At 72.3% G+C, this 25,735-nt stretch carries 21 protein-coding genes and 1 pseudogene; 17 read left to right on the top strand and 5 right to left on the bottom strand.

Annotated features, from left to right (window positions below; genetic code table 11):
- Nucleotides 1–303: 303 nt before the first annotated feature.
- Together ABD067_RS20550 and ABD067_RS20545 are read right to left on the bottom strand one after the other, a co-directional pair.
- A complete protein-coding gene (locus tag ABD067_RS20550) occupies nt 304–630 on the bottom strand; it encodes a c-type cytochrome (protein WP_343897257.1) in 327 nt (108 codons plus the stop codon).
- A gap of 49 nt (nt 631–679) precedes the next feature.
- The gene (locus ABD067_RS20545) at nt 680–1,528 is read right to left on the bottom strand and encodes a universal stress protein (protein ID WP_343897256.1); all 849 of its coding nucleotides are present in this window, start codon (nt 1,526–1,528) and stop codon (nt 680–682) included.
- Between the two features lie 875 nt (nt 1,529–2,403).
- Between ABD067_RS20545 and ABD067_RS20540 the strand changes: the two genes are divergently transcribed.
- Nucleotides 2,404–4,389 (top strand): putative bifunctional diguanylate cyclase/phosphodiesterase, encoded by a 1,986-nt coding sequence (locus ABD067_RS20540; RefSeq protein ID WP_343897255.1) that lies wholly within the window; start codon nt 2,404–2,406, stop codon nt 4,387–4,389.
- Between the two features lie 46 nt (nt 4,390–4,435).
- On the opposite strand, the gene ABD067_RS20535 is transcribed toward ABD067_RS20540, so the two are convergent.
- Nucleotides 4,436–5,092 carry a hypothetical protein gene (locus ABD067_RS20535; protein WP_343897254.1) on the bottom strand — a complete coding sequence of 219 codons (657 nt, stop codon included), beginning with the start codon at nt 5,090–5,092 and terminating at the stop codon, nt 4,436–4,438.
- Between the two features lie 716 nt (nt 5,093–5,808).
- On the opposite strand from ABD067_RS20535, the gene atpH reads away from it, so the two are divergent.
- The 7 genes from atpH (at nt 5,809) to ABD067_RS20500 (ending at nt 12,910) form a co-directional block, all read left to right on the top strand.
- On the top strand, nt 5,809–6,408 hold the full coding sequence (atpH, locus tag ABD067_RS20530; protein WP_343897253.1) for an ATP synthase F1 subunit delta: 600 nt from the start codon (nt 5,809–5,811) through the stop codon (nt 6,406–6,408).
- A gap of 3 nt (nt 6,409–6,411) precedes the next feature.
- Complete coding sequence (gene atpA / locus ABD067_RS20525; RefSeq protein ID WP_343897252.1) at nt 6,412–7,947, top strand: F0F1 ATP synthase subunit alpha; 1,536 nt, start codon at nt 6,412–6,414, stop codon at nt 7,945–7,947.
- Between the two features lie 16 nt (nt 7,948–7,963).
- Nucleotides 7,964–8,854, top strand: a complete 891-nt coding sequence (locus tag ABD067_RS20520) for a F0F1 ATP synthase subunit gamma (protein ID WP_343897251.1) — start codon at nt 7,964–7,966, stop codon at nt 8,852–8,854.
- A 13-nt stretch (nt 8,855–8,867) separates the two neighbouring features.
- On the top strand, nt 8,868–10,295 hold the full coding sequence (gene atpD / locus ABD067_RS20515) for a F0F1 ATP synthase subunit beta (protein ID WP_343897250.1): 1,428 nt from the start codon (nt 8,868–8,870) through the stop codon (nt 10,293–10,295).
- Between the two features lie 4 nt (nt 10,296–10,299).
- Nucleotides 10,300–10,716, top strand: coding sequence for a F0F1 ATP synthase subunit epsilon (locus ABD067_RS20510; RefSeq protein WP_343897249.1), 417 nt, complete (start codon nt 10,300–10,302; stop codon nt 10,714–10,716).
- A gap of 191 nt (nt 10,717–10,907) precedes the next feature.
- On the top strand, nt 10,908–11,771 hold the full coding sequence (locus tag ABD067_RS20505) for a ferritin-like domain-containing protein (protein WP_343897248.1): 864 nt from the start codon (nt 10,908–10,910) through the stop codon (nt 11,769–11,771).
- A gap of 2 nt (nt 11,772–11,773) precedes the next feature.
- Entirely contained in the window at nt 11,774–12,910 is a 1,137-nt protein-coding gene (locus tag ABD067_RS20500) for an endo-1,4-beta-xylanase (protein WP_343897247.1), read from the top strand.
- Nucleotides 12,911–12,916: 6 nt separating this feature from the next.
- Here the strand turns inward: ABD067_RS20500 and ABD067_RS20495 are convergent, their stop codons facing one another.
- Nucleotides 12,917–13,999, bottom strand: coding sequence for a TRAP transporter substrate-binding protein (locus ABD067_RS20495; protein WP_343897246.1), 1,083 nt, complete (start codon nt 13,997–13,999; stop codon nt 12,917–12,919).
- A gap of 131 nt (nt 14,000–14,130) precedes the next feature.
- Here ABD067_RS20495 and ABD067_RS20490 point away from each other — a divergent pair, with 131 nt between their 5' ends.
- The 3 genes and pseudogenes from ABD067_RS20490 to ABD067_RS20480 all read left to right on the top strand — a co-directional run.
- Nucleotides 14,131–14,979: an NAD-dependent epimerase/dehydratase family protein gene (locus ABD067_RS20490; protein ID WP_343897245.1), complete on the top strand. Its 849-nt coding sequence runs from the start codon at nt 14,131–14,133 to the stop codon at nt 14,977–14,979.
- 133 nt (nt 14,980–15,112) lie between these two features.
- Nucleotides 15,113–15,889, top strand: a complete 777-nt coding sequence (locus ABD067_RS20485; protein WP_343897244.1) for a hypothetical protein — start codon at nt 15,113–15,115, stop codon at nt 15,887–15,889.
- Nucleotides 15,886–16,137: pseudogene (locus ABD067_RS20480) on the top strand (DUF3140 domain-containing protein); the annotation flags it as partial. The gene ABD067_RS20485 and the pseudogene ABD067_RS20480, both read left to right, overlap by 4 nt.
- Here ABD067_RS20480 and ABD067_RS20475 read toward each other — a convergent pair.
- Nucleotides 16,137–17,165 carry a hypothetical protein gene (locus tag ABD067_RS20475; RefSeq protein ID WP_343897260.1) on the bottom strand — a complete coding sequence of 343 codons (1,029 nt, stop codon included), beginning with the start codon at nt 17,163–17,165 and terminating at the stop codon, nt 16,137–16,139. The pseudogene ABD067_RS20480 and the gene ABD067_RS20475 overlap by 1 nt on opposite strands.
- 133 nt (nt 17,166–17,298) lie before the next feature.
- On the opposite strand from ABD067_RS20475, the gene ABD067_RS20470 reads away from it, so the two are divergent.
- The 6 genes from ABD067_RS20470 to ABD067_RS20445 all read left to right on the top strand — a co-directional run.
- Complete coding sequence (locus tag ABD067_RS20470; RefSeq protein WP_343897243.1) at nt 17,299–18,951, top strand: acyl-CoA dehydrogenase family protein; 1,653 nt, start codon at nt 17,299–17,301, stop codon at nt 18,949–18,951.
- 78 nt (nt 18,952–19,029) lie between these two features.
- On the top strand, nt 19,030–20,610 hold the full coding sequence (crtI, locus tag ABD067_RS20465; protein ID WP_343897242.1) for a phytoene desaturase family protein: 1,581 nt from the start codon (nt 19,030–19,032) through the stop codon (nt 20,608–20,610).
- On the top strand, nt 20,514–22,238 hold the full coding sequence (locus tag ABD067_RS20460) for a phytoene desaturase family protein (RefSeq protein ID WP_343897259.1): 1,725 nt from the start codon (nt 20,514–20,516) through the stop codon (nt 22,236–22,238). Before crtI ends, ABD067_RS20460 begins: the two co-directional genes overlap by 97 nt.
- A gap of 7 nt (nt 22,239–22,245) precedes the next feature.
- Nucleotides 22,246–23,061, top strand: coding sequence for a lysophospholipid acyltransferase family protein (locus ABD067_RS20455; protein WP_343897241.1), 816 nt, complete (start codon nt 22,246–22,248; stop codon nt 23,059–23,061).
- Nucleotides 23,061–24,158 (top strand): glycosyltransferase, encoded by a 1,098-nt coding sequence (locus ABD067_RS20450; RefSeq protein ID WP_343897240.1) that lies wholly within the window; start codon nt 23,061–23,063, stop codon nt 24,156–24,158. The genes ABD067_RS20455 and ABD067_RS20450 overlap by 1 nt, the downstream gene beginning before the upstream one ends.
- Nucleotides 24,155–25,735 (top strand): squalene/phytoene synthase family protein (locus ABD067_RS20445; protein WP_343897239.1); only part of this gene is annotated, 1,581 nt, incomplete at its 3' end. The genes ABD067_RS20450 and ABD067_RS20445, both read left to right, overlap by 4 nt.

The following is a 25,735-nucleotide window of genomic DNA, read 5'->3' as shown; positions in this document are numbered from 1 at the left end:
GCGCCGGGGCCGGGGCGCGCGTCGTCGTCGCCACCTTCGCCGGGGCGCCGGCGTTGACGGCGAGCGACATCGTCCTGGTCTGAACCGCCCGGAGGGGGGCGCGGTCCGCACGCTAGCGGGCCGCGCCCCCGTGGCCTTCGCCACCAGCGAACCGGGCCGCTTCTACGCACGGATCGGGCGATTGCGCCGCCCCGGCGGGATGCCCCTGGCCTCCTTCCGCGAACCGGAGCCATGACGGCCCCTTGTTTGCCGAAGGGCAGGCGAGTCCGGGGGCGGCCGCTCCTTCCCCGGAGCCTCCCCGGCCTACCGGCCCCGCAGGCTGAGGATGTAAGCCACAACGTCGTCCGTCTGCTCGCGCGACATCTGGATGTCGGGCATGCGCGAGTGCGGCGTGAGCAGGAATGCGCGCAGCGACATACCCGTGGCCGAGGGCATCCGGGCGATGGATGGGAAGGTGGGCGTCGCGTCCACCACGGGCCCGGATGCGCCGGGCCCGATAACGTGGCAGCCGCTGCACCAAGCCTCCGCCAAGCGCCGGCCGGCCGCGGGATCGCCCTCCTGCTGCGCCCCCGCCACGGTCGCCAAGAAGGCGCCGGCGAGCCCAAAGAGCCCCTTCCATCCGCGTCGCATGGCCGCCCCTTTCCTTCGCGCGGGCGCGCCGCCGTCCGCGGCCGCACCGTCAGTGGCTCAGCAGGCAACACACCGGGCACCGCGCCAGCAGGTCCCGCGTGACTCCGCCGAAGGCCCACTCGCGCAGCCGCGCGTGCCCGTAGCCCCCGGCGACGACCAGGTCCGCGCCGTGGCGCTCGGCCGCGCGCAGCAACGCGTCCGCCACGGCGCGGCCGGCGTGCGATTCGAGCGTTTCGCCTCGGGCGGTCGCACCGTGGCGCTCCAGCAGGGCCGCCACGTCGCCCGTGCGCCGCGTCGCGGCCTCGCGGTCCCCCGCCTCGTCCGGCACGGCCTCGACGACGAGCACTTCTTCGGCGTCGGCCAGCAGGGGCAAGGCGTCCGCCACAGCGCGCCGGGCTTCCCGGGTGTCCTTCCAAGCGACCAAGACTCGCCGGGCTTCCAAAACCGCGACGCCCGGGGGCACGACCAGGACGGGCCGGCCCGCCCGCATCAGCAGGTCGCCCGCGTCCACCGTTTGGTCGCGCCCGAGCCCGAAGGCCCCGCCGCCCCGCCCGCCGATCAGCAGATCGGCGGCCCGCGCCTCGCGCGCGAGGGCCGCGGCCGGGTGATCGAGAAACGACCGCCAGCCGGTGCGCCGCCCGTCCCGCTCCGCGATCGTCCGGAACCGCTCGTGCGCGGCGCGCAACCCGGCTTCCACGCGTCGCTGCTCCGCTTCCAAAACCTCCACGGCCACCCCAGGGCCGAGGACCGGGGCGGTGACGGGCGGCGGCATCACGGTGGCGCCCGCGAAGCCGATGAGGGCGGCCTCGAACCGGTCGGCGAGGTCGGCGGCGAGGCGGATGCGCGGCTCGGCCGCGTCGTCCGGCTCGACATGCACCATCAGCGCGGCGTACCCCATCGCACCCCTCCCCGTCGCTCGGACGATCGCCAGCCCAGGCTATGCAGCGGTGGGGCGCGCGCATTGATCGGGGTCAAAGGCCGGCGCAACGGCCGACAGCCGACACGCCGCGTTTTCGTCACGAATTCGGTCCGTCGCCCTGCCGCCGCGGGCCGGAAAACTGCGGCCCTTGATCCAGCGCAAGGAGTCCCCCCTTTCGGCACCGGCCGTAACCTCGGGCCGGAAAGCCGGACGGAAGCCGCCATGGACCCCGGCCCGCTTCTCGCGTGCGACCTGATGACCAAGGAGGTGGCGACTGTTCCGCCCGACATGCCGGTGGCGTCGTTGGCGAGGCTGCCCAGCGACCGCGGCATCTCGTAGGTGCCGGTGGTCAATCCCAAGGGGCGCCTGCTGGGGATCGTCACGAAGGCAGACCCGTCCGCCGCCTCGCGGGCGCCGAGGACAAACCAGCCGGCCGGCCGCTGCGCCTGTTCCGGAACGTCGACCAACAAGCCGGGCGCAAGGCGTGGAGCGCGTGGACGCCCGCATGGAAGATGCGCCGGCGGCCCTCTCGGGCGAAATCGTCCGGTCTGGGATCGCCATGGGTGGGAACATCCAAGGCGGTGGATCGCTGGCTCAGCGAAACTCGGCTCTTTGTTGCCCCTACCACCCTCGAGGCGACAAGGGTCCGGAGCGCCGTGGGCCGCGCCTTCACGGGGCGGCAACCTTTGCCACAGCAATCTGAGGCATCCCGGCGCGCCAGGAGGCGAGCCGCCCAGAAACCGCGAGCAAGGCCCCTGCGAGACAGCGTAGCGCAGCCAGGACCACCCATCGACGACGCCCCTGAGCGCCGTTCCGGCCCCATTCGTCGCGTCGCTGCCGCGACGGCGCAGTTGGTGCCGGCCGATGCGCGCTTGCCGCTCGCCTTCGCGCTCGGCGCGGTGCTGCTCGCGGCCGGCGGGGCGCTGCTGAACGAGCGGGCGGCCGCTTGGCTGATGCAGAAGGAGGCCGAGGCGACCGCGCACGCTTGGGCTTCGGACCTCGCCGACAGCCTGGGCGACGACCTGACGTCGCTGCTCGCCCGCAACCTTCCTTCGGACGCCGCCCGCGCGGCGCTCTCCCGAGCACGCCGCTTCGGCGAGGTGTTCCGCTACAAGCTCTTCGACGCCGAAGGCCGGCTCGTCTTCATCTCCGACGACCTGCAAAGGCCGGAAAGCATCGGGGAGACGCTGGCCGGCCACCGCGGCAGCAGCGCGACCGCGGCGGCCATCCTGGCCGGCGGCTCCCACGTCGCGGCTGCGCGGGGCACGCCTCCGCACCGTCCGACCCACTACGCCGAAGCCTACGTGCCGGCCTACCGGCAAGGGCGCGTGATCGGCGTCGCCGAAGTCTACGTAGACCAAACCGGCCGACAGCTCCTGTACCGGCGGGCGTTCTTCGCCTTGGAGGTCGCGGTCGCGGGTCTGGTGCTCCTGGCCGGGCTCCCGCCGGCGATCGCCGCGTGGCGCCGCACCCGGCAGCGGCGCGCGGCCGAGGCGAAGGTGCGCTTCCTCGCCATGCACGACGCGCTGACCGGGTTGCCGAACCGCCCGCACTTCGCAGGAGCGCTGTCGGACGCGCTGTCGCGCTGCCGGGAGGGCGCCGGCGGGAAGGTCGCCGTGATCGCCGTGGACTTGGACCGGTTCAAGGAGGTGAACGACAGCCTCGGCCACGCGGCAGGTGACGCCCTGCTGCAAGCCGTCGCGGCGCGGCTGCGCGCCGGGGTGCGGGAGGGGGACGTGGTGGCGCGGCTCGGCGGGGACGAGTTCGCGGTCGCGCAGGCGGGCGGCGCCGCGCAGCCCGAAAGCGCCGCGCGGTTGGCGGAACGGCTGGTCGTCGCGTTGTCCGAGCCGTTCGACCTGCCCGGCGGTCACCAGGTGACGTGCGGCGCGAGCGCCGGCGTCGCGGCGGCGCCCATGGACGCCGGAGAGCCGGACGCGCTGATGCGCGCGGCCGACGCGGCGCTCTACCGTTCCAAGACCGATGACAGGGGCATGGTTCGGTGCTTCGAACCGGGCATGGACGCGGCCCTGGCGGCGCGCCGGCGCCTCACGCAGGATCTCCGGACCGCGGCCGCGGAGGGCGACTTCCAGCTCGCGTACCAGCCGCTCCATCGCTTGGCCGACGGCGCCCTCGTCGGCTTCAAAGCGCTGCTGCGCTGGCAGCACGCGGAGCGCGGCCCCGTGCCGCCCGATGCGTTCATCCCCATCGCCGAGGAAACCGGGCTGATCGTGCCCATCGGGGCCTGGGTGCTGCGGCGCGCCTGCGCCGAGGCCTCCGGGTGGCCGGACGGGCTGAGGGTCGCGGTGAACCTGTCACCGGTGCAGTCCCGGCGCGGCGCCGACCTCGTCGCCCTGGTGCGCGACGCGCTGGCCGTCTCCGGCTTGCCGCCGGACCGGTTGGAACTGGAGATCACCGAGGGCCTCCTCCTGCACGACACGGACGCGGCGCTGCGCACGCTGACGGAACTCCGCGCGCTCGGCTGCTCCATCGCCATGGACGATTTCGGCACCGGCCACTCCAGCCTCGGCTACCTGTGGCGCTTCCCGTTCGACAAGCTGAAGATAGACCGCTCCTTCGTCCTCGGCATGGGGGAGGACCCCAAGGCGGCCGCCATCGTGTGCAGCGTGGTCGCGCTCGGCCGCGCCCTCGGCCTGATCGTCACCGCCGAAGGCGTGGAAACGGCGGAGCAGGTCGCTAGCCTGCGCGACGCCGGTTGCGCGCAAGGCCAGGGCTTCCTGCTCGGCCGCCCCGCGCCCACCGCAGCGGTGGCGGCCCGGTTCGCTCTGGGAGCGGTCGGGGTGCCGGGCGGCGTCGCGGCCGCGGAGCCCGCGGCTTCCTGAAATCCCGGGGGCGCGCCGCAGCATGTTTGATGGCCGCCCGCGGGGCCTACTGCCGCCGCCCCGCCATCAATACCGCGGCCGCGGCCACCTGCAGCACCCCTGCCGCCACAGGCGGCGCCCGAGGGCCGAAACTCTCCATTGCGGCGCCGAACAGGCTTGGGCCGAAGGCGTAGAAAGCTTGGTTCACCGCCGTCACCATCGCCACGACGCGGGCCACCTCGGCGGGCGGCCAGTCGCGTTGGGCGATGAGCGGCGGCAGCGACAACAGGTTGCCGATGCCCAGGCCGAACAGCACGGCGCCCAGCATCAGCAAAGCGAAATCGCCGCCCGAGAACGCCAGCGCCGCCGATCCCGCCGCCTGCAAGAGGAAGTTGAGCGCCCCGGCCGCGCGCCGGTCCGCTGCTCCGGGCAGCAGCGCGCCGACCGCGGTGCGCCCCACCACCGCGCAAGCCGTGGCGGCGCTCATCGCCAATCCCGCGCCTGCTTCGCCCAGACTCGGCGCCAAGATGGAGAACGGCACCGTCAGGAGCCCTATCTGCGCGGTGAGGCCGAGCGCGAAGGACAAGGACAGGCTGCGGAAGGCGGGTTGGCGCCAGAGCGGGCCGGTGGGCGGCGGCGCGGGGCGGGCCGGCGGGGGCTGCGCGGCGCCGTCCGGATGGAGGCCCATCCCGTCCGGCGTCGCCCCGAACCAGCGCCCTGCCATCGGCCAGACCACCAGAACAGCGGCCAGCGCCACTGCGACCGAGGCAGGGCCGAAGCCTCAAGCGGCGATGAGTGCGGCCCAGAGCGGCGTGAAGACGATGCCGCCGGCGGTCGAACCAGCGGGAGACCAGGACATTGATCGCCGCGCTGCTGGTCAGCGCCCAGCCCGTCGCGGTCAAAAGCGCCGCGGGGATGAGGTGCCACGGCGCAGCGGCGTTGCCCCAGCCCGCAACGCCGAGCGCGGCCGCCGCCATCCCCGCGCGCGTCACAGCCACAGGTCCGAAGCGGGCGAGCAGGGACGGCAGCCACGCCGTCGGCGCGGCGCTCGCCAGGGACTGCAAAGTGATCGCCGCAGAGATCAGCGACAGCGGCCATCCTTCCCGCGCGTGCAGGGCGTGCAGGTACACAGAGGGCCCATAGAAGTTGATGCCCCAGGTCAATAACGCGAGCACGAAGGCGGCGCCCACCACCTGCCAACCGAAGAACCTTTTCGCGCCCCGCGCCGCCATGCCGCCCCTCCCAGCGGCGCCGAGCCTAGCGTGCGCGCGACGGTGCCGCTTCGCGTTCGGCCCGAGCGGCGGAAAGGGCCGGACCGGGCTCGGTTGCAGCCCGGGGAAGGCCGTGTTAAGGCGCCGCCGCCGCGCCGGGGCCGCAGCGCCGCGGGGCGGTTCCGCGCGCTCGTTTGCGCGCGCAATCAGAAACAGATCGGGATCTGACGTGGCCTCCGCCGAGACCATCGCCGCCGCTTCTCATTCGCCCAGCACCACCGGCTTGGCGGGCCGCTACGCGCAAGCGTTGCTGGCGCTGGCCGACGACCGCCGGCAGGCGGACCCGGGCGCCACCGACCGCATCGCCGGCGACCTGGACCGGCTTTTTGCCTTGTGGCGGGACGACTCCAACTTCCGCGCCTTCGTCGCCGACCCGCGGTTGGACGCCCAAGCGCAGAAGCGCGGCGCCTTCGGCATCATGGAGCGCTCCGGCATAGGCGAGGAGGTGCGCAACCTGGTCGGCGTGCTGATCGCCAACCGCCGGCTGTCGGCGCTGCCGCAGGTGGCGCAGACCTTCGGCGCGTTGCTCGCCGAGCGGCGCGGCCAGCAGACGGCCGGGGTGGTGAGCGCGCACCCGCTGTCGGACACCCAGCGCGCGCAGATCACCGCGCGGCTGACCGAGGCCGGCTATTCCGGCGTGCGGCTCACGGAGCGGGTCGATCCCTCCATTCTCGGCGGCCTGATCGTGCGGATCGGCTCCCGCCTTTATGACAGTTCCATCAAATCCAAGCTGCAACGAATGCAGTACGCGCTGAAAGGGGCCGCCTGAGCCATGGACATCCGTCCCGCCGAGATCTCGGAGATCCTCAAGCAGCAGATCGCCGGCTTCGACGCCGAGGCGAACGTGGCCGAGGTCGGCACGGTGCTGACCGTGGGCGACGGCATCGCCCGCGTTTACGGCCTGCAAAACATCATGGCCGGCGAAATGGTGGACTTCCCCTCCGCCGGCGTAAAGGGGATGGCGCTCAACCTCGAGACCGACAACGTAGGCATCGTCATCTTCGGTGACGACAAGGCGGTGCGCGAGGGCGACACGGTGAGCCGCACCGGGTCCATCGTGGATGCGCCGGTGGGCCGCGGCCTGCTCGGCCGCGTGGTGGACGGGCTCGGCAACCCCATCGACGGCAAGGGCCCGCTCCGGGACGTGGAGCGCCGCCGCGTGGAGGTGAAGGCGCCGGGCATCATCCCGCGCAAGTCGGTCCACGAGCCGATGCAGACGGGCCTGAAGGCGATCGACGCGCTGATCCCGATCGGCCGCGGGCAGCGGGAGCTGGTGATCGGCGACCGGCAGACCGGCAAGACCGCCGTCATCATCGACACCATCATCAACCAGAAGAACGTCAACGCCTCCGGCGACGAGAGCCGCAAGCTCTACTGCATCTACGTCGCGATCGGGCAGAAGCGCTCCACCGTAGCGCAGCTCGTTAAGACGCTGGAGGAGAACGGCGCGATGGAGTACTCCATCGTCGTCGCCGCCACCGCCTCCGACCCTGCGCCGATGCAGTTCCTGGCGCCGTACACCGGCTGCACCATGGGCGAGTACTTCCGCGATAACGGCATGCACGCCGTCATCTTCTACGACGACCTGTCCAAGCAGGCGGTCGCGTACCGGCAGATGTCGCTGCTGCTGCGCCGGCCGCCGGGCCGCGAGGCCTACCCGGGCGACGTGTTCTACTTGCACTCCCGCCTGTTGGAGCGGGCGGCGAAGATGAACGACGACTTCGGCGCCGGCTCGCTCACGGCGCTGCCGGTGATCGAGACGCAGGCGGGTGACGTCTCGGCCTACATCCCGACCAACGTCATCTCCATCACCGATGGCCAGATCTTCCTGGAGACGGAGTTGTTCTACCAGGGCATCCGCCCGGCGGTGAACGTGGGCCTTTCGGTGTCCCGCGTGGGTTCCGCCGCGCAGATCAAGGCCATGAAGCAGGTGGCCGGGCGCATCAAGCTGGAACTGGCGCAGTACCGTGAGATGGCGGCCTTCGCCCAGTTTGCCTCCGACCTCGACGCCTCCACCCAGGCGCTGCTGGCGCGCGGCGCGCGGCTGACTGAGTTGCTGAAGCAGCCGCAATACAAGCCGATGCCGGTGGAGGAGCAGGTGGTGGTGATCTTCGCGGGCACGCGCGGCTACCTCGACAAGCTGCCGATCGCGCGGGTGGGCGAGTTCGAGCGGCGGATGGTGTCCGAGTTGAAGGCCAACAACTCCGACATCCTCGACGCCATCCGGACGGAGCGCGAGATCAAGAAGCCGACCGAGGACAAGCTGGTCGGCTTCCTCGACGGCTTCACCAAGTCCTTCGCAGCCTGAGGGCGGGCGCCCGACCATGCCGAGCCTGAAGGACCTCCGCGGCCGGATCAACAGCGTGAAGTCCACGCGGAAGATCACGCAGGCGATGAAGATGGTGGCGGCGGCCAAGCTCCGCCGCGCGCAATCGCAGGCCGAGGCGGCGCGGCCCTACGCGGAGCGGATGGAGGCGATCCTCGCTTCCCTCGGCTCCGCTGTCGCCGCCACGCCAGGGGCGCCGCGGATGCTGGTCGGCACGGGCGCCGACCGGACGCACTTGCTGGTGGTCGTCACCGCCGACCGCGGCCTCGCCGGGGCCTTCAACACCAATGTGGGGCGCCTCGCGCGCAACCGCGTCCGGGCGCTCGAGGCCGAGGGCAAGGCGGTGAAGCTGCTGACCGTGGGCCGCAAGGGCACGGCCTACCTGCGGCGGGAGTTCGCTGATCGGATCGTCGGCGACATCAACTTCGTCGGCAAGAAGCGGGTGGAGTTTTCGGACGCCGAGGAAGTGGCCGTTCGCATCACCGAGATGCTGGAGCGGAACGAGTTCGACGTCTGCACCCTCGTCTACAACCGCTTCCGCAGCGTCATCAGCCAGGTGCCGAGCGAGCAGCGCCTCATCCCGGCGCCCATTCCGGAAACCCCCGCGGCCGCGCCGGCCAATGGCGGCGCTTCGGCCATGTACGAGTACGAGCCGGCGGAGGAGGAGATCCTCACCAGCCTCCTCCCGCGCAACCTCGCCATCCAGATCTACCGCGCGCTGCTGGAGAACGCCGCCGGCTTCTACGGCAGCCAGATGAGCGCGATGGACAACGCAACGCGCAACGCGGGCGACATGATCGGCAAGCTGACGCTCAACTACAACCGCACACGCCAGGCGAACATCACCCGCGAGCTGATCGAGATCATCTCCGGCGCCGAGGCGCTTTGAGGGAAAACACGGGATGAAGAACAACGTCGGGCAGGTCGCCCAGGTCCTCGGCGCCGTGGTGGATGTGCAGTTCCAGGGCGAACTGCCGAACATCCTCAACGCGCTGCACACCAAGATCGACGACCGGACGCTGGTGTTGGAGGTCGCGCAGCACCTCGGCGAGCGCACCGTCCGCACCATCGCCATGGACACCACGGACGGCCTCGTTCGCGGCCAGGAGGTGGTGGACACCGGCGCCGGCATCTCCGTGCCGGTCGGCCCGGCGACGCTCGGGCGCATCCTCAACGTCATCGGCGAGCCAATCGACGAGCGCGGGCCCGTCCACGGCGAGAAGCAGTACACCATCCACCGCGAGGCCCCGACCTTCGAGGAGCAGGCGACCTCGGCCGAAATCCTCGTCACCGGCATCAAGGTGGTGGACTTGCTGGCGCCCTACTCCAAGGGAGGCAAGATCGGCCTGTTCGGTGGCGCCGGCGTGGGCAAGACCGTGCTCATCCAGGAGCTGATCAACAACATCGCCAAAGCGCACGGCGGCGTCTCGGTCTTCGCCGGCGTGGGCGAGCGCACGCGTGAGGGCAACGACCTGTACCACGAGATGGTGGACGCGGGCGTCATCAAGCTCGGCGACAACACCACCGAGGGCTCCAAGGTGGCGCTGGTCTACGGCCAGATGAACGAGCCGCCGGGCGCGCGCGCGCGCGTGGGCCTCACCGGCCTGACGCTGGCCGAGTACTTCCGCGACGAGCAGGGCCAGGACGTGCTGTTCTTCGTGGACAACATCTTCCGCTTCACGCAGGCGGGCGCTGAGGTGTCGGCGCTGCTGGGCCGCATCCCCTCCGCGGTGGGCTACCAGCCGACGCTCGCCACCGACATGGGCGCGTTGCAGGAGCGGATCACCTCCACCCGCAAGGGCTCGATCACGTCGGTGCAGGCCATCTACGTGCCGGCCGACGACCTGACCGATCCGGCGCCCGCGACCTCCTTCGCGCACCTGGACGCGACGACGGTGCTCTCGCGCTCCATCGCGGAGCTGGGCATCTACCCGGCGGTGGACCCGCTCGACTCCACCTCCCGCGCGCTGTCGCCGCAGGTGGTTGGCGAGGAGCACTACCGGGTGGCGCGCGAGGTGCAGCGCATCCTCCAGACCTACAAGTCGCTCCAGGACATCATCGCCATCCTCGGGATGGACGAGTTGTCGGAGGAGGACAAGCTGGTGGTGGCGCGGGCGCGCAAGATCCAGCGCTTCCTTTCCCAGCCCTTCCACGTGGCCGAGGTGTTCACCGGCTTCCCGGGCGTGTTCGTGAAGCTGGAGGACACCATCCGCTCCTTCGCGGCCATCGTCTCGGGCGAGTACGACGCGCTGCCTGAGGCGGCCTTCTACATGGTCGGCACCATCGAAGAAGCGGTGAAGAAGGCAGACACCATGAAGGCGGCGGCCTGAGCGGATGGCGGACACCTTCCAGCTCGAACTCGTCTCGCCGGAGCGGCTGCTGCTCTCCCGCCAAGTGGAGATGGCGGTGATCCCGGCGGCCGAGGGCGAGATGGGCGTGTTGCCGGGCCACGCGCCGATGGTCGTCGCGTTGCGCGGCGGCGTCATCAGCGTGCGGGATAACGGCGCGGAGAGCGAACGGCTCTTCGTCGCCGGCGGCTTCGCCGAGGTCCTGCCCGACCGCTGCACCGTGCTCGCCGACGAGGCCACGCCGGTCGCGGAGGTCTCCCGGGCCAAGGCCGAGCAGCGGCTGGCCGCGGCCGAGGCGGCCCTCGTCGAGGTCACGGCCACGGACCCCATCGAGCGGCGCGACCTGGCCATGAGCAAGGTGCAGTCCGCCCGCGCCATGCGGGACGCCGCCGGGGCGGCCTGACCGGGCCGTATCCCCGGACCGAGTTGCAGTTTTGTGGCGGGGCGGCAACGCGCCCCGCTTCCCCGCCCCGAACCGGGCGGCCTCCCGCCCTCACGCCTTGAACCGGAACATCGCGGGCCGAAAATACCGGCCGCGTGGCCTTCCGCGCGTCCGATCGCCGGAGGCGGCAACATGGGGTTGAAACAGGCCGGATGAAGCATTGGCGCATCGAGCAAGTGGCGTGGGACCGCTTCGATCCGGCCAAGCTCGATCCGGAGGTGGTGCCGCTCGTCAAGGCGGCCGCGATGGTGGAGCGCAACGGCGACGACTACGCGATCTACTTGAAGCGCGTCTTCGCCGACGACCCCGATTTCCGGCGGGCGTCCGACAACTGGGCGGAGGAGGAGGTGCAGCACGGCGACGCGCTTGGCCGTTGGGCCATGCTGGCCGACCCGGCTTGGGACTACCAAGCGGCCTTCGCGCGGTACCGGGCGGGTTACAAGATCAACACGGAGGTGGACGCCTCCATTCGAGGCAGCCGCACGGGGGAGCTGATCGCTCGCTGCATGGTTGAGACCGGGACCAGCAGCTACTACACGGCGCTCGGCGACTCCACGGAGGAGCCGGTGCTGAAGCAGGTCTGCCGCTTGATCGCCGCGGACGAGTACCGGCATTTCAAGCTCTTCTACGACCACATGAAGCGCTACCTGTCGCGCGAGGAGATCTCGTTCCTCAAGCGGCTGCGCGTCGCGGCCGGGCGCATAGGCGAGTCGGAGGACGACGAGTTGGCCTTCGCCTACCATTGCAGCAACGAGCCGCCAGGCACCGCCTACGACCACGACCGCTGCATCGCCAGCTACGCGGGCCTCGCCATGGGCTTCTACCGCTACCGGCACGTCGAGCGCGGCATGGGCATGATCTTCAAGGCGATCGGCCTGGAGCCGCGCGGGCGCATGTCAGACCTCGCCGCGCGGGGCGCGTGGCGCCTGCTGTGCTGGCGGCGGGACCGCTACCGCGCGGCGATGCGCCAAGCGGCGGCGGACGCGACGGCCCGCCCCGCGGCCATGGCGGCCTAGCTGTGCCCGCGGCCACCCGCCGCGACCTGCTCCTGGGCGCCGCGGCGACAGCGGCCGTCTTCCCGCGCGCCGCCTTCGCCGCCGGCGACGCACCGCCGCTGCGCGAAATCGCCGCCCGGCGGGGTCTGCCGTTCGGCGTTGCGGTGCAGGCCGACTGGTTCGAGGGCGACCCGGGGTTCGCCGCCACCACGGCGCGGGAAGCGTCCATGCTGGTCCCGGAGGGCTCCACCAAGTGGTACGACCTCCGGCCCTTCGAGTCCGTGTTCGACTTCTCCGAATTGGACCCGATCACACAGTTCGCCGCCCGCCACAACCAGACGGTCCGCGGCCACACGCTCGTCTGGCACGCGGCCATGCGGAAGTGGACCTACGATGCGTTGAACGAGGGCCCGCGACGCGGGCGCGCCTTGCTGGAGACGCACATAGACCGGGTGCTCGGCTACACTGCGCCCACCATCCGGGATTGGGACGTGGCGAACGAGGCCGTGGCCGATCCCTGGAATTCGTCGGAGTTGCTGAAGGACACCCCGTGGCTCCGAAGCATCGGCCCGGATTATCTGGACCTCGCCTTCCGCCTCGCGCGGCAGAAGGACCCGACGCTGACGCTCACCTACAACGACTACGGCTGCGAGCACGACACGGACTTCGACGACGAGAAGCGCCGCCGCGTCCTCGCCCTGGTGCGCGGGATGCGCGACCGGAACGTGCCGATCGACGCCGTCGGGCTGCAAGGCCACCTGCACCGCGACAACAGTTTTTCGGCGCGGAAGGTGACGGAGTTCGTGCGCTCGGTCCTGGCGCTAGACCTCAAGGTCATCATCACCGAGCTGGACGTCATCGAGCCGGAAACGCAGTCCGACCCAGCGGCGCGCGACGCCAAATGCGCTGAGATCGTCCACGCCTTCGTCTCCACCGTGCTGGAGACGGGCGGCTGCACCGCCGTGCTGTGCTGGGGGGTGTCCGACCAGTACAGTTGGGCGAACACCCAGCCCTCGCTCACCCCGGCCGAAGGGGCGCCGGGAACGGCGGGTTCCAAGGTGGGCGGGCCGGCGCGCCCTCTGCCCTTCGACGACCGGTACCGGCGCAAGCCGATGTGGTACGCGCTGGCCCGCGCCTTCGAAGGGCGCCCCTGGCCCTGACCGGCCCTACCGCGCGGCGGCGCTGAAGGCGAAGGCGTCGTAGGCGCTGTCCGCCAAGCGGAACCACTGGAACTGGTCGTCGCGGAACGGCCGGTAGCTGTCCCAGATGCGCTTGAAGCGGGCGTTCTTGGACGCGTTCTCCTCCATCAGCTCGTGCCCCACGCGCCACGCCGCCTGCATCACCTCCCGCGGCCAAGCGCGGAGCTGCGCGCCGCCGCCCACCAGCCGGCGCAGCGCGACCGGGTTCGCCGCGTCGTAGCGCGCCACCATCTCCAGCTCGACCTCGGCGCAGGCGACCTGGATCGCCGTCTTGTAGGCGTCCGGCAGCGGGTCCCAGGCGCGCTGGTTGATGACCATGTGGCCCCGCGCGCAGGGCTCCCAGAAGCCGGGCGCGTAGTAGAAGCGCGCGACGCGGTTGAAGCCGAGCTTCTCGTCGTCGTGCGGCCCGACCCACTCCGCGGCGTCGATGGTGCCGCGTTCGAGCGCCGGGTACACGTCGGCGCCCGCGATCAGCGCCGGCGAAGCGCCGAGCCGCTGGAAGACCTGCCCGCCCATCCCGGCGATGCGGAACTTCAGCCCGTTGAGGTCCGACAGGGAGCGGATCTCGTTGCGGAACCAGCCGCCCATCTGCGTGCCGGTGTCGCCGAGCAGGAAGCCCACGCAGTTGAACTCGCGCAGCATCTCCGAGCACAGCTCGTTGCCGCCGCCTCGCTTCATCCAGGCGCCCTGCTGGCGGAAATTGCCTCCGAAGGGGATGGAGGTGAAGAAGGTCAGCGCCGGGTCCTTGCCGATGTACCAGTAGAGCGGCGTCTGCCCGCACTCGATGGTGCCGTTCTGCACCGCGTCGAGCACCTGGAGCGCCGGGGCGATCTCGCCGGCAGGGAAGGCGCGGATCTGGAAACGGTTGTCGGTCAGCTCCGCCACGCGCTTGGAGATCTGCTCGGCGCCGAAGAACAGGATGTCGAGGTTGCGGCCGAAGCTGCTCTGCATCCGCCAGCGCACCTCCGGGTTCAGCGTTTGCGCGATGGCCGGCGCGGCGAGCACCGGCGCCGCGGCGGCGCCCGCCGCGACGAAAGACCGACGATTCATGGACTCCGCTCCCGTTCTTCCTTGTCTCCGGTTCCAGGATGCAACGGCTTCCCGCGGGACGGCAACGGCCTTCCCGCCCGGACGTCCCCGCGCCAGACTGCGCGCACGGCAGCATCGGGGGAGGAGACCGCATGCCAGACGACGTCCCGACCAAGCCGACGCTCCTCACCGGCGCGTCCGGCGCCCTCGGCCGCGAACTCGCGCGCGAGCTGGGGCAAGCCGGGTGGACGCTCCGCCTCACCGACATCGTGCCCTTCCCGGACCCGCTGCCACCGGGCGCGGTGTTCCGGCAAGCGGACCTGGAGGACGGCGTCGCCATCCTGCGGCAGGCGGAGGGGTGCGGCGCGATCCTGCACTTCGGCGGCATCAGCGTGGAGAAGCCCTTTGAAACGGTGGCCGGCGCCAACATCCGCGGACTGTTCCACGTCTACGAGGCGGCACGGCGGGAGCGGGCGCGGGTGGTCTTCGCCTCCTCCAACCACAGCATCGGCTTCCACGAGCGGCCGCGCGGGAACGAGGCGAAGCTCGACGCGGATTGCGCGTTCCGGCCGGACGGGTACTACGGGCTCTCGAAGGCCTACGGCGAGCTGATGGGCCGCCTCTACTGGGACAAGCACGGCGTGGAGAACGTGAACCTCCGCATCGGGTCCTGCTTCCCGGAGCCGACCGACGCGCGGATGCTCTCTACCTGGCTGTCCTACGCCGACCTCGTGCGGCTGGCGCGGGCGGCGGTGAGGGCGCCCCGCACCGGGCATTGCGTGATTTGGGCATGCTCGGACAATCCCGCGACCTTCTGGGGCGCCGACCATCGCGAACGCATCGGCTGGCGGCCGCAGGACACGGCGGAGACCTATCGGACGCGGATGGAGGGCAAGCTCTCCGGCGACCCGGTGCAGGAGCGCTACCAGGGCGGAAGCTACACGGCCGTGGATTACACCCGCGATCGCCCTTCCGCGCGGGATGCCTTCGCCTTGGACTGAACGACGCCACCGGTGGGAGCACGGCGCAGCGCCTCGGACACGCGCTCCGTGCCACCGACGGCCCTGCGTTGTTGCGCGGGAACGGTTTGCGTCGCATGACGTTGCGGACGAAACCGGAACGCAGAGGCCCCGCATGGCAGGCACCGCGGAGAAGACCGACCCCAAGCTTTGGGATCGCGTGAAGAAGCAAGTCACCGCCAGCGACAAGGGCGGCCGCAAGGGCCAGTGGTCGGCGCGCAAGGCGCAGCTCGCCAGCGCCGAATACAAGAAGAAGGGCGGCGGCTACCAAGGCCGGAAGACGGCCGACAACCATCTGGCGCAGTGGACCAAGGAGGATTGGGGCACCAAGTCCGGCCGCGCCTCGCGCAGCACCGGCGAGCGCTACCTCCCGCGCAGGGCCCGCGAAAAGCTCTCCGACGAGGAGTACGGCCGCAGCACCGCCGCCAAGCGCCGTGACACGGCCAAGGGCAAGCAATTCTCCCGCCAGCCCACGGAGGTGGCCAGGAAGATGGCGGGCGCGCGCAAGACCGGCGCCGCGGCGGCCACCGCCGCGAAGCGCCGGCCGGCGGCTAAAGCGACGACGGGGCGCAAAGCCGCCACGCCGCGGACGGCAGCGGTCGGCCGCAAGGCCGCGCCCGCCAAGCCGACGGCACGCAAGGCCACCACAGCCACACGCGCCAAGGCGCCCGCCCGCAGAACGGCGGCGGCCGGCCGCAAGGCCGCGCCCGCCAAGGCGGCGAGAAAGCCGGCGACGCGCAAGCCTGCCGCGGGTCGGGGTACGGCCCGCAAGCCCGCGGCCACGGCACGCAAGGCCGCTTCCGGCGCGGCGCGGAAAAGCGCCGCCCGGAAGCCCGCGGCGAAGCGGACGGCCGCCGCCGCCCGGAGCACGAGGGGAGGTTCTAAGCGATGAGCGACGACGGGACCCAAGACGCGGATCGCCCCTTCGAGTCCGCGGTCAACATGTCGGCCGACGAGATGCGCCGCTGGCTCGCCACGGAGCAGAGCAACGAGGTCGGCTGGACGCACGAAGGCGAGCAAGAAGCGGTGGGGCACCAATCCGGCCGCCGCATCCTCCAGATTCTGGAGCGCGGGGGCGGCGACCCCTCCGACGAGGAAGAGGAGCAGTTCCGGCGCAGGGTGGTGTCGTACATCCACCGTCACCTCGCCCAGCGCCCGGAAGGCGATATCAGCGAGACGCGCTGGCGATACTCGCTCATGAATTGGGGACACGATCCGATGAAGGACGATGCGAGGGACACCTCTTCGGAGGAGCAGGACGAGGCGCCGGAGCAGAAGGACGCCGCCTTTGGCGATGAAGCGCCGGAGGCGGACGCGGGCAGCGGCATGGATGCCGACGCGGCGGAGTCCAGCGCGGCGGACACCGATACGGACGAAGGCAAGAACGAGGGCGAAGGAATGGCGGACACCGAAGCGACCGAGGCCCCTGCCACCAAGCGCCGCCGCGCTCCTTCGGCGCGGAAGCCGCGCACCACCACCAGCGAGGAAACCAAGCCGGCTGCGGGCGCTGCCCGCAAGTCGAGCGGCACGCGCGCGGCGCCCAAGCGGGGCGCGGCGGGCCGGACCGCGGCGGCCGCCAAGGGCGGTCGCGCCAGTGGCGGCGGCGCATCCACGGCCAAGCGCGCCACGGCGAGCCGCGGCGCCACCAGCCGGACGGGGACCAGCGCGCGCAAGACCACGCGCGGCGCTTCGGCTTCCGCGCGCGGTGCGTCTTCCTCCACGCGCACCGGGTCCGGCCGCACCGCTTCGGGCCGTGCCGCGCAAAGCGCGGGCGGCCGCAAAGGCGGCAGCGCACGCACGCCGGCCAAGACGGCCGCGGCCCGCGGCGCCGGAGCGAAGGGCGCCGCCGCCCGCGGTCGCACGGCGGCTTCATCCGCCTCCAAGCGCTCTACGGGCACCGCCGCCAAGCGGACAACAGGAGCCGCCGCGTCGAAACGGTCTACGGGCAGCACCGGCGCCAAGCGCTCGGCGGGAACCGCCACCAAGCGGACGGCGGGATCCTCCACCGCCAAGCGTTCCACCGCCAAGCGTTCCACCGCCAAGCGTTCCACCGGCGCCGCGACGAAGGGCGCCGCGACGAAGGGCGCCGCCACGAAGCGGTCCACCGCCGCTGCGTCGCGCGGCACGGCCCGCCGCGGGGCGGCCGGGCGCACGGCCGCCGCGGCCAAGGGCGGGCGCAACTCCTCTGGGGGGGGCGGCCGCGGCGGCGGCGGCCGCACCTCCCGGACGCGCTGATCACCCGGGCGTGAGGCCGGCCGTGCGGAGCGGCCGGCCTCCCGACGCCGTGCTAAACAGCGCGGCATGAACGCCTCCATCTCCACCGTCCCGCTCCCGACGCCGGCCGAGGACCTCGTCTTCGGCCTCACGCGCATCGTCGACCTTCCCGGCCTGACTGCGGTGGCCGGGGCGCCGCTTGGGGCGGAGGACATCGAGGCCGTCATCAACGAGGCGGAGCGCTTCTCGCGAGAACGCCTGTGGCCGGACTCGCAGGCCGCCGACCGGCACGGCGCGGTGTACGAGAACGGCGTGGTCCGCGTGCCACCCGCCTACAAGGACGCTTACCGCGGCTGGATCGAGGGCGGCTGGCAAGGGCTGCCGGCGCCCGTGGAGCACGGCGGCCAAGGGCTGCCGCAGTCGCTCTGGATGGCGGTCCAGGAGCTCGTCTGCGCCGCGGACATGGCGTTCAGCCTGTGCCCGCTGCTCACCGCAGGCGCGATCGAGGCGCTGGAGCGCTACGCCACGCCGGAGCAGGCCGAGCGGTGGCTGCCCCGGCTCGTCTCCGGCGAGTGGACCGGCACCATGAACCTGACCGAGCCGCAAGCCGGCAGCGACCTTTCCCAGGTCCGAACCCGCGCCGAGCCGGCGGGGGACGGCACCTATCGGCTGCACGGCCAGAAGATCTACATCACCTGGGGCGAGCACGACCTCACGCCGAACACCCTGCACTTGGTTCTCGCGCGCCTCCCCGACGCGCCGCCCGGCACGCGCGGCATCTCGCTCTTCGCCGCGCCCAAGGTGCTGGAAGACGGCAAGCGCAACGCGCTCCGCTGCGGCGGCATCGAGCGCAAGCTCGGCATCCACGCTTCCCCCACCTGCACCATGCTGTTCGAGGGCGCGGAAGCGGAACTGGTCGGCGAGGAGAACCGCGGCCTCAACGCCATGTTCGCCATGATGAACGCCGCGCGCCTCGGCGTCGGCGTGGAGGGCGTGGCGCAGGGCGCGCGGGCTCTGGCCCTCGCCGAAGCCTACGCCGCGGAGCGCGTGCAGGGCGGCCGGTCCATCGCCCAGCACCCGGACGTGGCGCGGATGCTGGCGGAGATCAGGTCCGTCACCCTCGCCGGCCGGCTGCTGGCGCTCGAGGCCGGCGCGGCGCTCGACCGTTCCCGCATGGCCGGCGACAAGGGGGCCGAGGCGCGCGTCGCGCTGCTCACTCCGATCGTCAAGGCGTGGTGCACGGACCGCGGCGTGGACTGCGCCTCGCTCGGCATCCAGGTCCACGGCGGCATGGGTTTCGTGGAGGACGCCGGCGCCGCCCAGGTGCTGCGCGACGCCCGCATCGCGCCGATCTACGAGGGCACCAACGGCATCCAGGCGATCGACCTCGTGGTGCGCAAGGTGGTGCGGGATGGCGGCGCCACGATGCGGGGCCTCATCGAGGAGGCTCGCGCGTCCGACCCGCGGCTCGCGGCCGGCGCCGACGCCATGGCCCGCGCGACCGATTGGGTGCTGGCCGCCTCGTCGCGCGACCCGGCCGCCGCGGAAGCCTCGGCCGCCGCTTACCTCGACGCGGCGGGTTGGGTGCTCGGCGGCTGGATGCTGGCGCGCGCCGCCGCGGTCGACGGGCGCTACGCCCCTATCGCGGACTTCTATCTCCGGCGCCTGCTGCCGCGCGCCGGGGCGAGGCTGGCGGAGATCGAGTCCGCGGACTCGGTGCTGGCGCTGCTGCCGCCCTGAAGCTTTGTTGCGCGGCGGCGCCCTTGCGCCTTCCGCGAGGGGGGGCATGTTCGGCGTCGGAGACTCCATAACGCGCCGATGAACCTGCCGCTCACTGCCCCCGCCCTGCGGGAAACACGTCCTCGCGTCGCCGTGATCGGCGCCGGCCCCGGTGGACTAGCCTCAGCCATGCAGCTCGCCGCCGCGGGCGCGCGGGTCACGCTCTACGAGCGCGACGCCGTCGTCGGGGGGCGCACGCGGACGCTGACCGCGCCGGGCGGGTACCGCTTCGACCTCGGGCCGACCTTTTTCCTTTACCCACGCATCCTGTCCGAGATCTTCGCCACCTGTGGCGCGTCGCTGGAGCAGGAGGTGGAGCTGCGCCAGCTCGACCCGCAGTACCGGCTGGTGTTCGAGGGCCACGGCACCATCGACGCGACGCCCGATATGGACCGCATGGAGGCGGAGATCGCGCGCCTCTGCCCGGCCGACGCGCGGGGCCTGCGCCCTTTTCTCGCGGAGAACCGGCGCAAGCTGGAGGCCTTCCGGCCCGTGCTGGAGCGCGCCTTCTGCACGCCGGCGGACGTGCTCGGCCTCGACATGCTGCGCTCGCTCCGGCTGATGCGGCCGCACCGCACCGTGGACCAGGACCTGTCCAAGCACTTCCGCGACCCTCGGGTGCGCCTGGCCTTCTCCTTCCAGACCAAGTACCTGGGCATGAGCCCGTTCCGCTGCCCCAGCCTCTTCACCATCCTGAGCTTCCTGGAATACGAGCACGGCGTCTTCCACCCCATGGGCGGCTGCGGCGCGGTGTCGGACGCGATGGCCCGTGTGGCGGAGAGCGTCGGCGTGGACATCAGGCTGGAGCAGCCGGTGGAGCGCATCGCCTTCGCCGGCCGCCGCGCCATCGGCGTCGAGGTCGGCGGGCGGCACCACGCGGCGGACGCGGTGGTGGTGAACGCGGACTTCGCGCACGCCATCCCGAAGCTCATCCCGGACTCGATCCGCCGCCGCTGGACCGACCGCAAGATCGAGAAGGCGCGCTACTCCTGCTCCACCTTCATGCTCTACCTCGGCGTCGAAGGCGAGTTCCCTGAGCTGCCGCATCATTCGATCCTGCTGGCCGAGGATTACCGCCGCAACATCCGCCAGATCGAGACGGGCGAGATACCGGACGTGCCGAGCCTCTACGTGCAGCACGCCGGCGCCACCGACCCGTCCATGGCGCCGCCGGGCCACACCAGCCTGTACCTGCTGGTGCCGGTGCCCAACCTGCTGCACGGCGCGGACTGGACCGTGGAGGCGCCACGCTACCGCCGCTTGGCGCTGGACCGGCTCAAGGGCCTCGGCATCACCGACATCGAAAGCCGCATCCGGTACGAGCGGATGGTCACGCCGCACGACTGGCGGGAGGAGTTCGCTGTTGGTCATGGCGCCACCTTCAACCTGTCGCACGACCTCGGGCAGATGCTCTGCTTCCGCCCCGGCAATCGCTTCGCGGAGCTGGACGGCGTGTACCTGGTGGGCGGCGGCACCCACCCCGGCAGCGGCCTGCCGGTGATCTACGAGGGCGCGCGCATCACCTGCGGGCTGCTGGCGCGCGACCTCGGGCTGCGCCCGGTGCCGGTGGGCACCGGCTTCTCGCAAGACATGACTCCGGCCTATGGAGCGACCTCGTGAACGCGATCGTTGGCGCCGATGAAAGGCGATCGGGCATGACGACCAAGCACGTCGTGGTGGTGGGTGGCGGGCTCGGCGGGCTGGCGGCGGCGGCGGTCGCAGCGGCGCGCGGGCACCGCGTCACCCTGCTCGACAAGAACCCTTGGCTGGGCGGCAAGGCGGCGGTGCTGAACCTGCCGGCGCCGGACGGATCGGGCTCCTTCCGTTTCGACATGGGGCCGACCATCCTCACCGTGCCCCGCGTGCTGCGCCGCATCTACGCCGAAGCCGGGCGCGACCAGGAACGCGACCTGCCGCTGATCCGCCTCGACCCGCAATGGCGCTGCTTCTTCGCCGACAGCACCCGCATCGACCTCCAGGAAGACGTGGGGGAGATGGCCAGCAGCATGGACGCCTTCGCGCCGGGCAAAGGCTACGGCGAGGGCTACCGCCGCTTCCAAGACGTGTCGCGCAAGCTGCACGATGTGTCGGAGCGGTTCTTCTTCTGGAAGCCGGTCGAGGACCTGTTCGACACCCTGGACTTCCGCGCCAACATGAACCCGGACACGCTGCGCGACGTGATGGCGCTGCGGATGGGCCGGACCATGGCCAAGGTCATCCGCGGCCACGTGCCGGACGCGCGGTTGGCGCAGATGCTGGACCACTACTGCCAGTACGTCGGCTCCAGCCCCTACCTTGCGCCGGCGGTGCTGTGCTCCATCGGCGACATGCAAGCGGCCGAGGGCGTGTGGTACCCGAAAGGCGGCACGCGCGCCGTCGCAGAAGGCTTGGCGAAGCTCGCCGCCGACCAAGGCGCCGACCTCCGCACCGGCGTCGAGGTGACGGGCTTCGAAGTCGAGAACGGCGCGGTCAAGGCCGTGCGCGCCGGGGGCGAGCGGATCGCCTGCGACGCCGTGGTCTCCAACATGGACGCCATCCGCACCTACCGCGAGTTGCTCGGTGGCAAGGCGGGGGCGCGTTACGGGCGCAAGTTCAAGCCGGCCTGCTCCGGCGTGGTGCTCTACCTCGGTTTGAACAAGCGCTACGACCACCTCGGCCATCATGACTTCGTCTTCTCCCGCGACGCCGAGGAGGAGTTCGATTTCATCTACCGCCGCGGCGAGCCGGCGCCAGACCCCACCGCTTACCTCGCCGCGCCCTCCGGCACCGACCCGTCCGTGGCGCCGGAGGGCGGGGAAGCGTTGTACGTGCTAGTCCACACGCCGCACCTCCATCCCGGCCAGGACTGGGCCAAGATGTTCCCGGCCTACCGGCAGACCATCCTAGATAAGCTAAAGCGCACGGCCGGGATGGAGGACATCGAGGAGCGCATCGTGGTCGAGCGGCACCTGACGCCGCAGGACATCCACGAGCGCTACAAGGTGCTGGACGGCGCCATATACGGCCTCGCCTCGCACGGTTCGTTCCTGGGCGCTTTCAAGCCGGGCAACCGCTCGCGCGCCGTGAAGGGCCTCTACCTCGCGGGCGGCGCGGCGCATCCCGGGCCGGGGATGCCGATGGTGATGATGAGCGGCTGGATCGCCGCCGACGCGCTGGACCGCGACCTTGGCGGGCGCGGCATGGACGCGGCGGCGGAAGCGGCTGGGCAGCGCGACGCGCTCCGGCAGCGCGCGCTCGCCGCCGAGTAGCGCGGCCGTGGCGCCGCGCGCGTCCATCGCCGGGGCGCCCTCGCCGATGGCGCTGCGCTCGCCCCGGCACCTCGCCTTCTTCGACCGCGTCTTCACCCGCTTCGCCCGTCGGCACCTGCGCGCCGTGCGCCTCGCCCGCTGGGGCCGGCCGGACTTGCCCGCGGGCGACGGGCCCGTGGTGGTCTTCGCCAACCATCCCTCGTGGTGGGACGGCATGGCGGTCATGCTGCTGTGGCGTCGGCTACTCGCCGACCGCGAGCTCTACGTGCCGATGGACGCGGAAGCGCTCGGCCGATACGGCTTCATGCGCCGCCTCGGCGTGTTCGGCGTGGAGCCGGGCGCGCGCGGCGCGGCGGGCTTCCTCCGCGTCGCCGCCGAGGTGCTGTCGGAGCCGCGCAGGCTGCTGTGGATCAACGCGCCTGGCCGCTTCTCCGACGCGCGGGAACGGCCGGTGCCGATCGCGCCGGGCATGAGCCGGCTGCCGGAATTGGCGCCGGCCGGCACCTTCCTGCCGCTCGCGCTCGAGTACACCTTTTGGAACGAGCGCGCGCCGGAGATGCTGGCCGCGTTCGGCGATCCGATTCCCGCCGCCGACCTGCTGGCCGAGGGGCGCGACGCCCGGGCGGAGCGCATGTCGGCGGCGCTCGCGGCGACGATGGACCGCTTGGCGGCCGACAGCATCGCGCGCGACCCGGCCCTTTTCGAAACCTTGCTGGAAGGCCGGCGCGGCATGGGCGGCGTGTGGCAGGCATGGCGGCGCGCGGGGGCGCTGCTGCGCGGCCGGAGATTCGACCCCAGGCACGACCAGCGGGCGGGCGCTTGATGGACCCGGCGCTCACCGCCCTCCTGCTCGCCGCCATCCCGGCAGTGCTGGGCGCCATCAATCTCGCGCTGCTGCCGCGCGTTGCCGGCGCCCCCGGCGGCGGGACGCTCGTTTCCATCCTGATCCCGGCGCGCGACGAGGAGGCCAACATAGAGGCCTGCCTGCGCGCAGCCCTCGCCAGCCGGGGCGTCGCGGTGGAGGTGCTCGTGATGGACGACGGCAGCCGCGACGCGACGCCGGACATCGTCCGCCGCCTCGCCGCCGAAGACTCGCGGCTGCGGCTGCTCTCCGCGCCGGCCTTGCCGCCCGGTTGGACGGGCAAGGTCCACGCTTGCGCGCGGCTCGCCGAGGCGGCGCGGGGCACGCACCTGCTGTTCATCGACGCCGACGTGCGCCTTTCCCCGGACACGGCGGCGGCGTTGGCCGCGCACGCGGAACGGCGGAACCTCGCCCTGGTCAGCGGCGTGCCGCGCCAGGTCATCCGCACGGTAGGCGAAGCGCTGACGGTGCCCACCATCAACCTGCTGCTGCTTGGCTACTTGCCGGGCGGCGGCCGCTCGTCCACCAGTCGCGCCAGCCTCGCCGCCGCCTGCGGCCAGATGGTGCTGTGCGAGCGCTCCGCCTACGAAGCGGTCGGCGGGCACGCCTCCATCCGCGGTACGCTGCACGACGGGCTGACGCTCACCCGGCGATTCCGCGAAGGCGGCCACCGGACGGAGGTGGTGGACGGCGCGCCTCTCGCCACCTGCCGGATGTACCGGGGCTTCGCGGAGGCCTGGGCCGGCTTCACCAAGAACGCGCGCGAGGGCATGGCGACGCCGCTCGGCCTGCCGGTCTGGACCGTGCTGCTGGCCGGGGCGCACCTCTGGCCCTGGGCGCTGCTGCCCGAAGCGGAGGCCGTGTTGGCGCTGCTGCTCACCTTCGGCTTGCGGGCCGCGATCACCTGGTGGGCGCGGGAGCCGTGGTGGACGGTGCCGCTGCACCCGCTTACCATGCTCGTGGCGCTGGCGATACAATGGACGGCGCTGGTGCGTTGGGCGGTCGGCCTGCCACCGGGCTGGAAAGGCCGCGCCTATCCCGGCACAAAGGCGGCATGACCAGCAGCGTCGCCGTCGCCGACACCCCCACGCGGGATCACGACGAAGAAAACTTCCCCACTGCGTCGCTGCTGCTGGCGCCGGCGCAGCGCGCGAAGGTGATGGCCTTCTACCGTTTCGTCCGCACCGCCGACGACATCGCCGACAGCCCGGACCTGCCGCCGGCCACGAAGCTCGCGCGCCTGGACGCGATGGAGCGCGCTCTCGACGACCCTTCCACCGCCATGCCGGAAGCGCGGCGCCTGCACGACCTGGAGGTGGGCACGGCGGAGGCGCGGCTGATGCTCTCCGCCTTTCAGCAAGACGCGACGGAGGCGCGCTACACCGACTGGGCGGCGCTGGAGGACTATTGCCGCCGTTCCGCCGACCCGGTCGGGCGGATGCTGCTGCGGCTGCACGGCGACGGCGGGAACGCGGCGGCGCTGGCCGCGGCGGACGGGCTCTGCACGGCGTTGCAGGTGCTGAACCACCTGCAAGACTTGGTGCCGGACCGCGAGGCGCTGAACCGCATCTACGTCCCCGTCCCTTGGATGGGGCTGGCCGGCGGCGAGGCCGCCTTCTTCGACCGGGCGAACACTCAGCGGCGCCGGCCGGTGCTGGACACGGCGCTCGACCGGGTGGAGGAGGCGCTGGACCGCGCCTCAGCCCTGCCTCGCTTGCTGCGCGCGCGGCGCCTTGCTTGGCAGAGCGCCGCCACGATCGCCCTCGCGCGGCGGCTCCTGGAGCGGCTGCGCGCGGCCGATCCGGTGCTCGGGCGGGTGGCGTTGACGCGCGCCGATTTCGCGCATGCCTTCGCGGCGGCGCCAGGTCTGGGGCCGCGCGACGCCCTGCTGGTGCGGCGGCGCGTGGCGCGGGCCGGCTCCTCCTTCGCGCGCGGCATGGCGGTGCTGCGGGGCGAGCGGCGGCGGGCGCTCTGGGCCGTCTACGCCTTCTGCCGCGCGGTGGACGACATAGCGGACGGCGCGATGCCGGAGGCCGAGAAGCGCCGCTTCCTCACCGATTGGCGCGGCAAGCTGTTGCGGCCGGATTGCGCCCTGTCGCGCGAGCTGGCCTGGGCGCGCGAGGCGCACGGCGTGCCGCTGGCCGAGTGCGAGGCGATGATCGCCGGCATGGAGACGGACGCCGCCGACCGGCTGCGCCTGCCGGACGAGGCGGCGCTGGACCTGTACTGCCGGCGCGTCGCGGGCAGCGTCGGCGCTATGTCGGTGCGGGTGTTCGGCGCGCTGGAGGCGGAGGGCTTCGGCCTTGCCCTCGGCCGCACCTTGCAGCTCACCAACATCCTGCGCGACGTGGACGAGGACGCGGCGCGCGAGCGCGTCTACGTGCCGCTCGACATGCTGGCGGCCGAGGGCATCCAGGACGGACCGGCGGCCGGCATCGTGGCGCACCCGCGCTTCCCCGCGATCTGCGAGGCGCTGGCCCGGCGCGCGGAGGCGGGCTTCGCCGCGGCGGAGGCGGACCTCGCCCGGCGGCGCGACGCGCGGGCGCTGCTGCCGGCGCGGGTGATGATGTGGGGCTACCGGCGGCTGCTGGCGCGCATGGCGGCACGCGGCTGGGCCGCCGGCGCGCGCCCGCGC

It is taken from the genome of Craurococcus roseus, from assembly GCF_039523795.1.
GTDB classification, from domain to species: Bacteria; Pseudomonadota; Alphaproteobacteria; order Acetobacterales; family Acetobacteraceae; genus Craurococcus; species Craurococcus roseus.
This window is presented reverse-complemented; position numbering and strand designations above follow the sequence as displayed.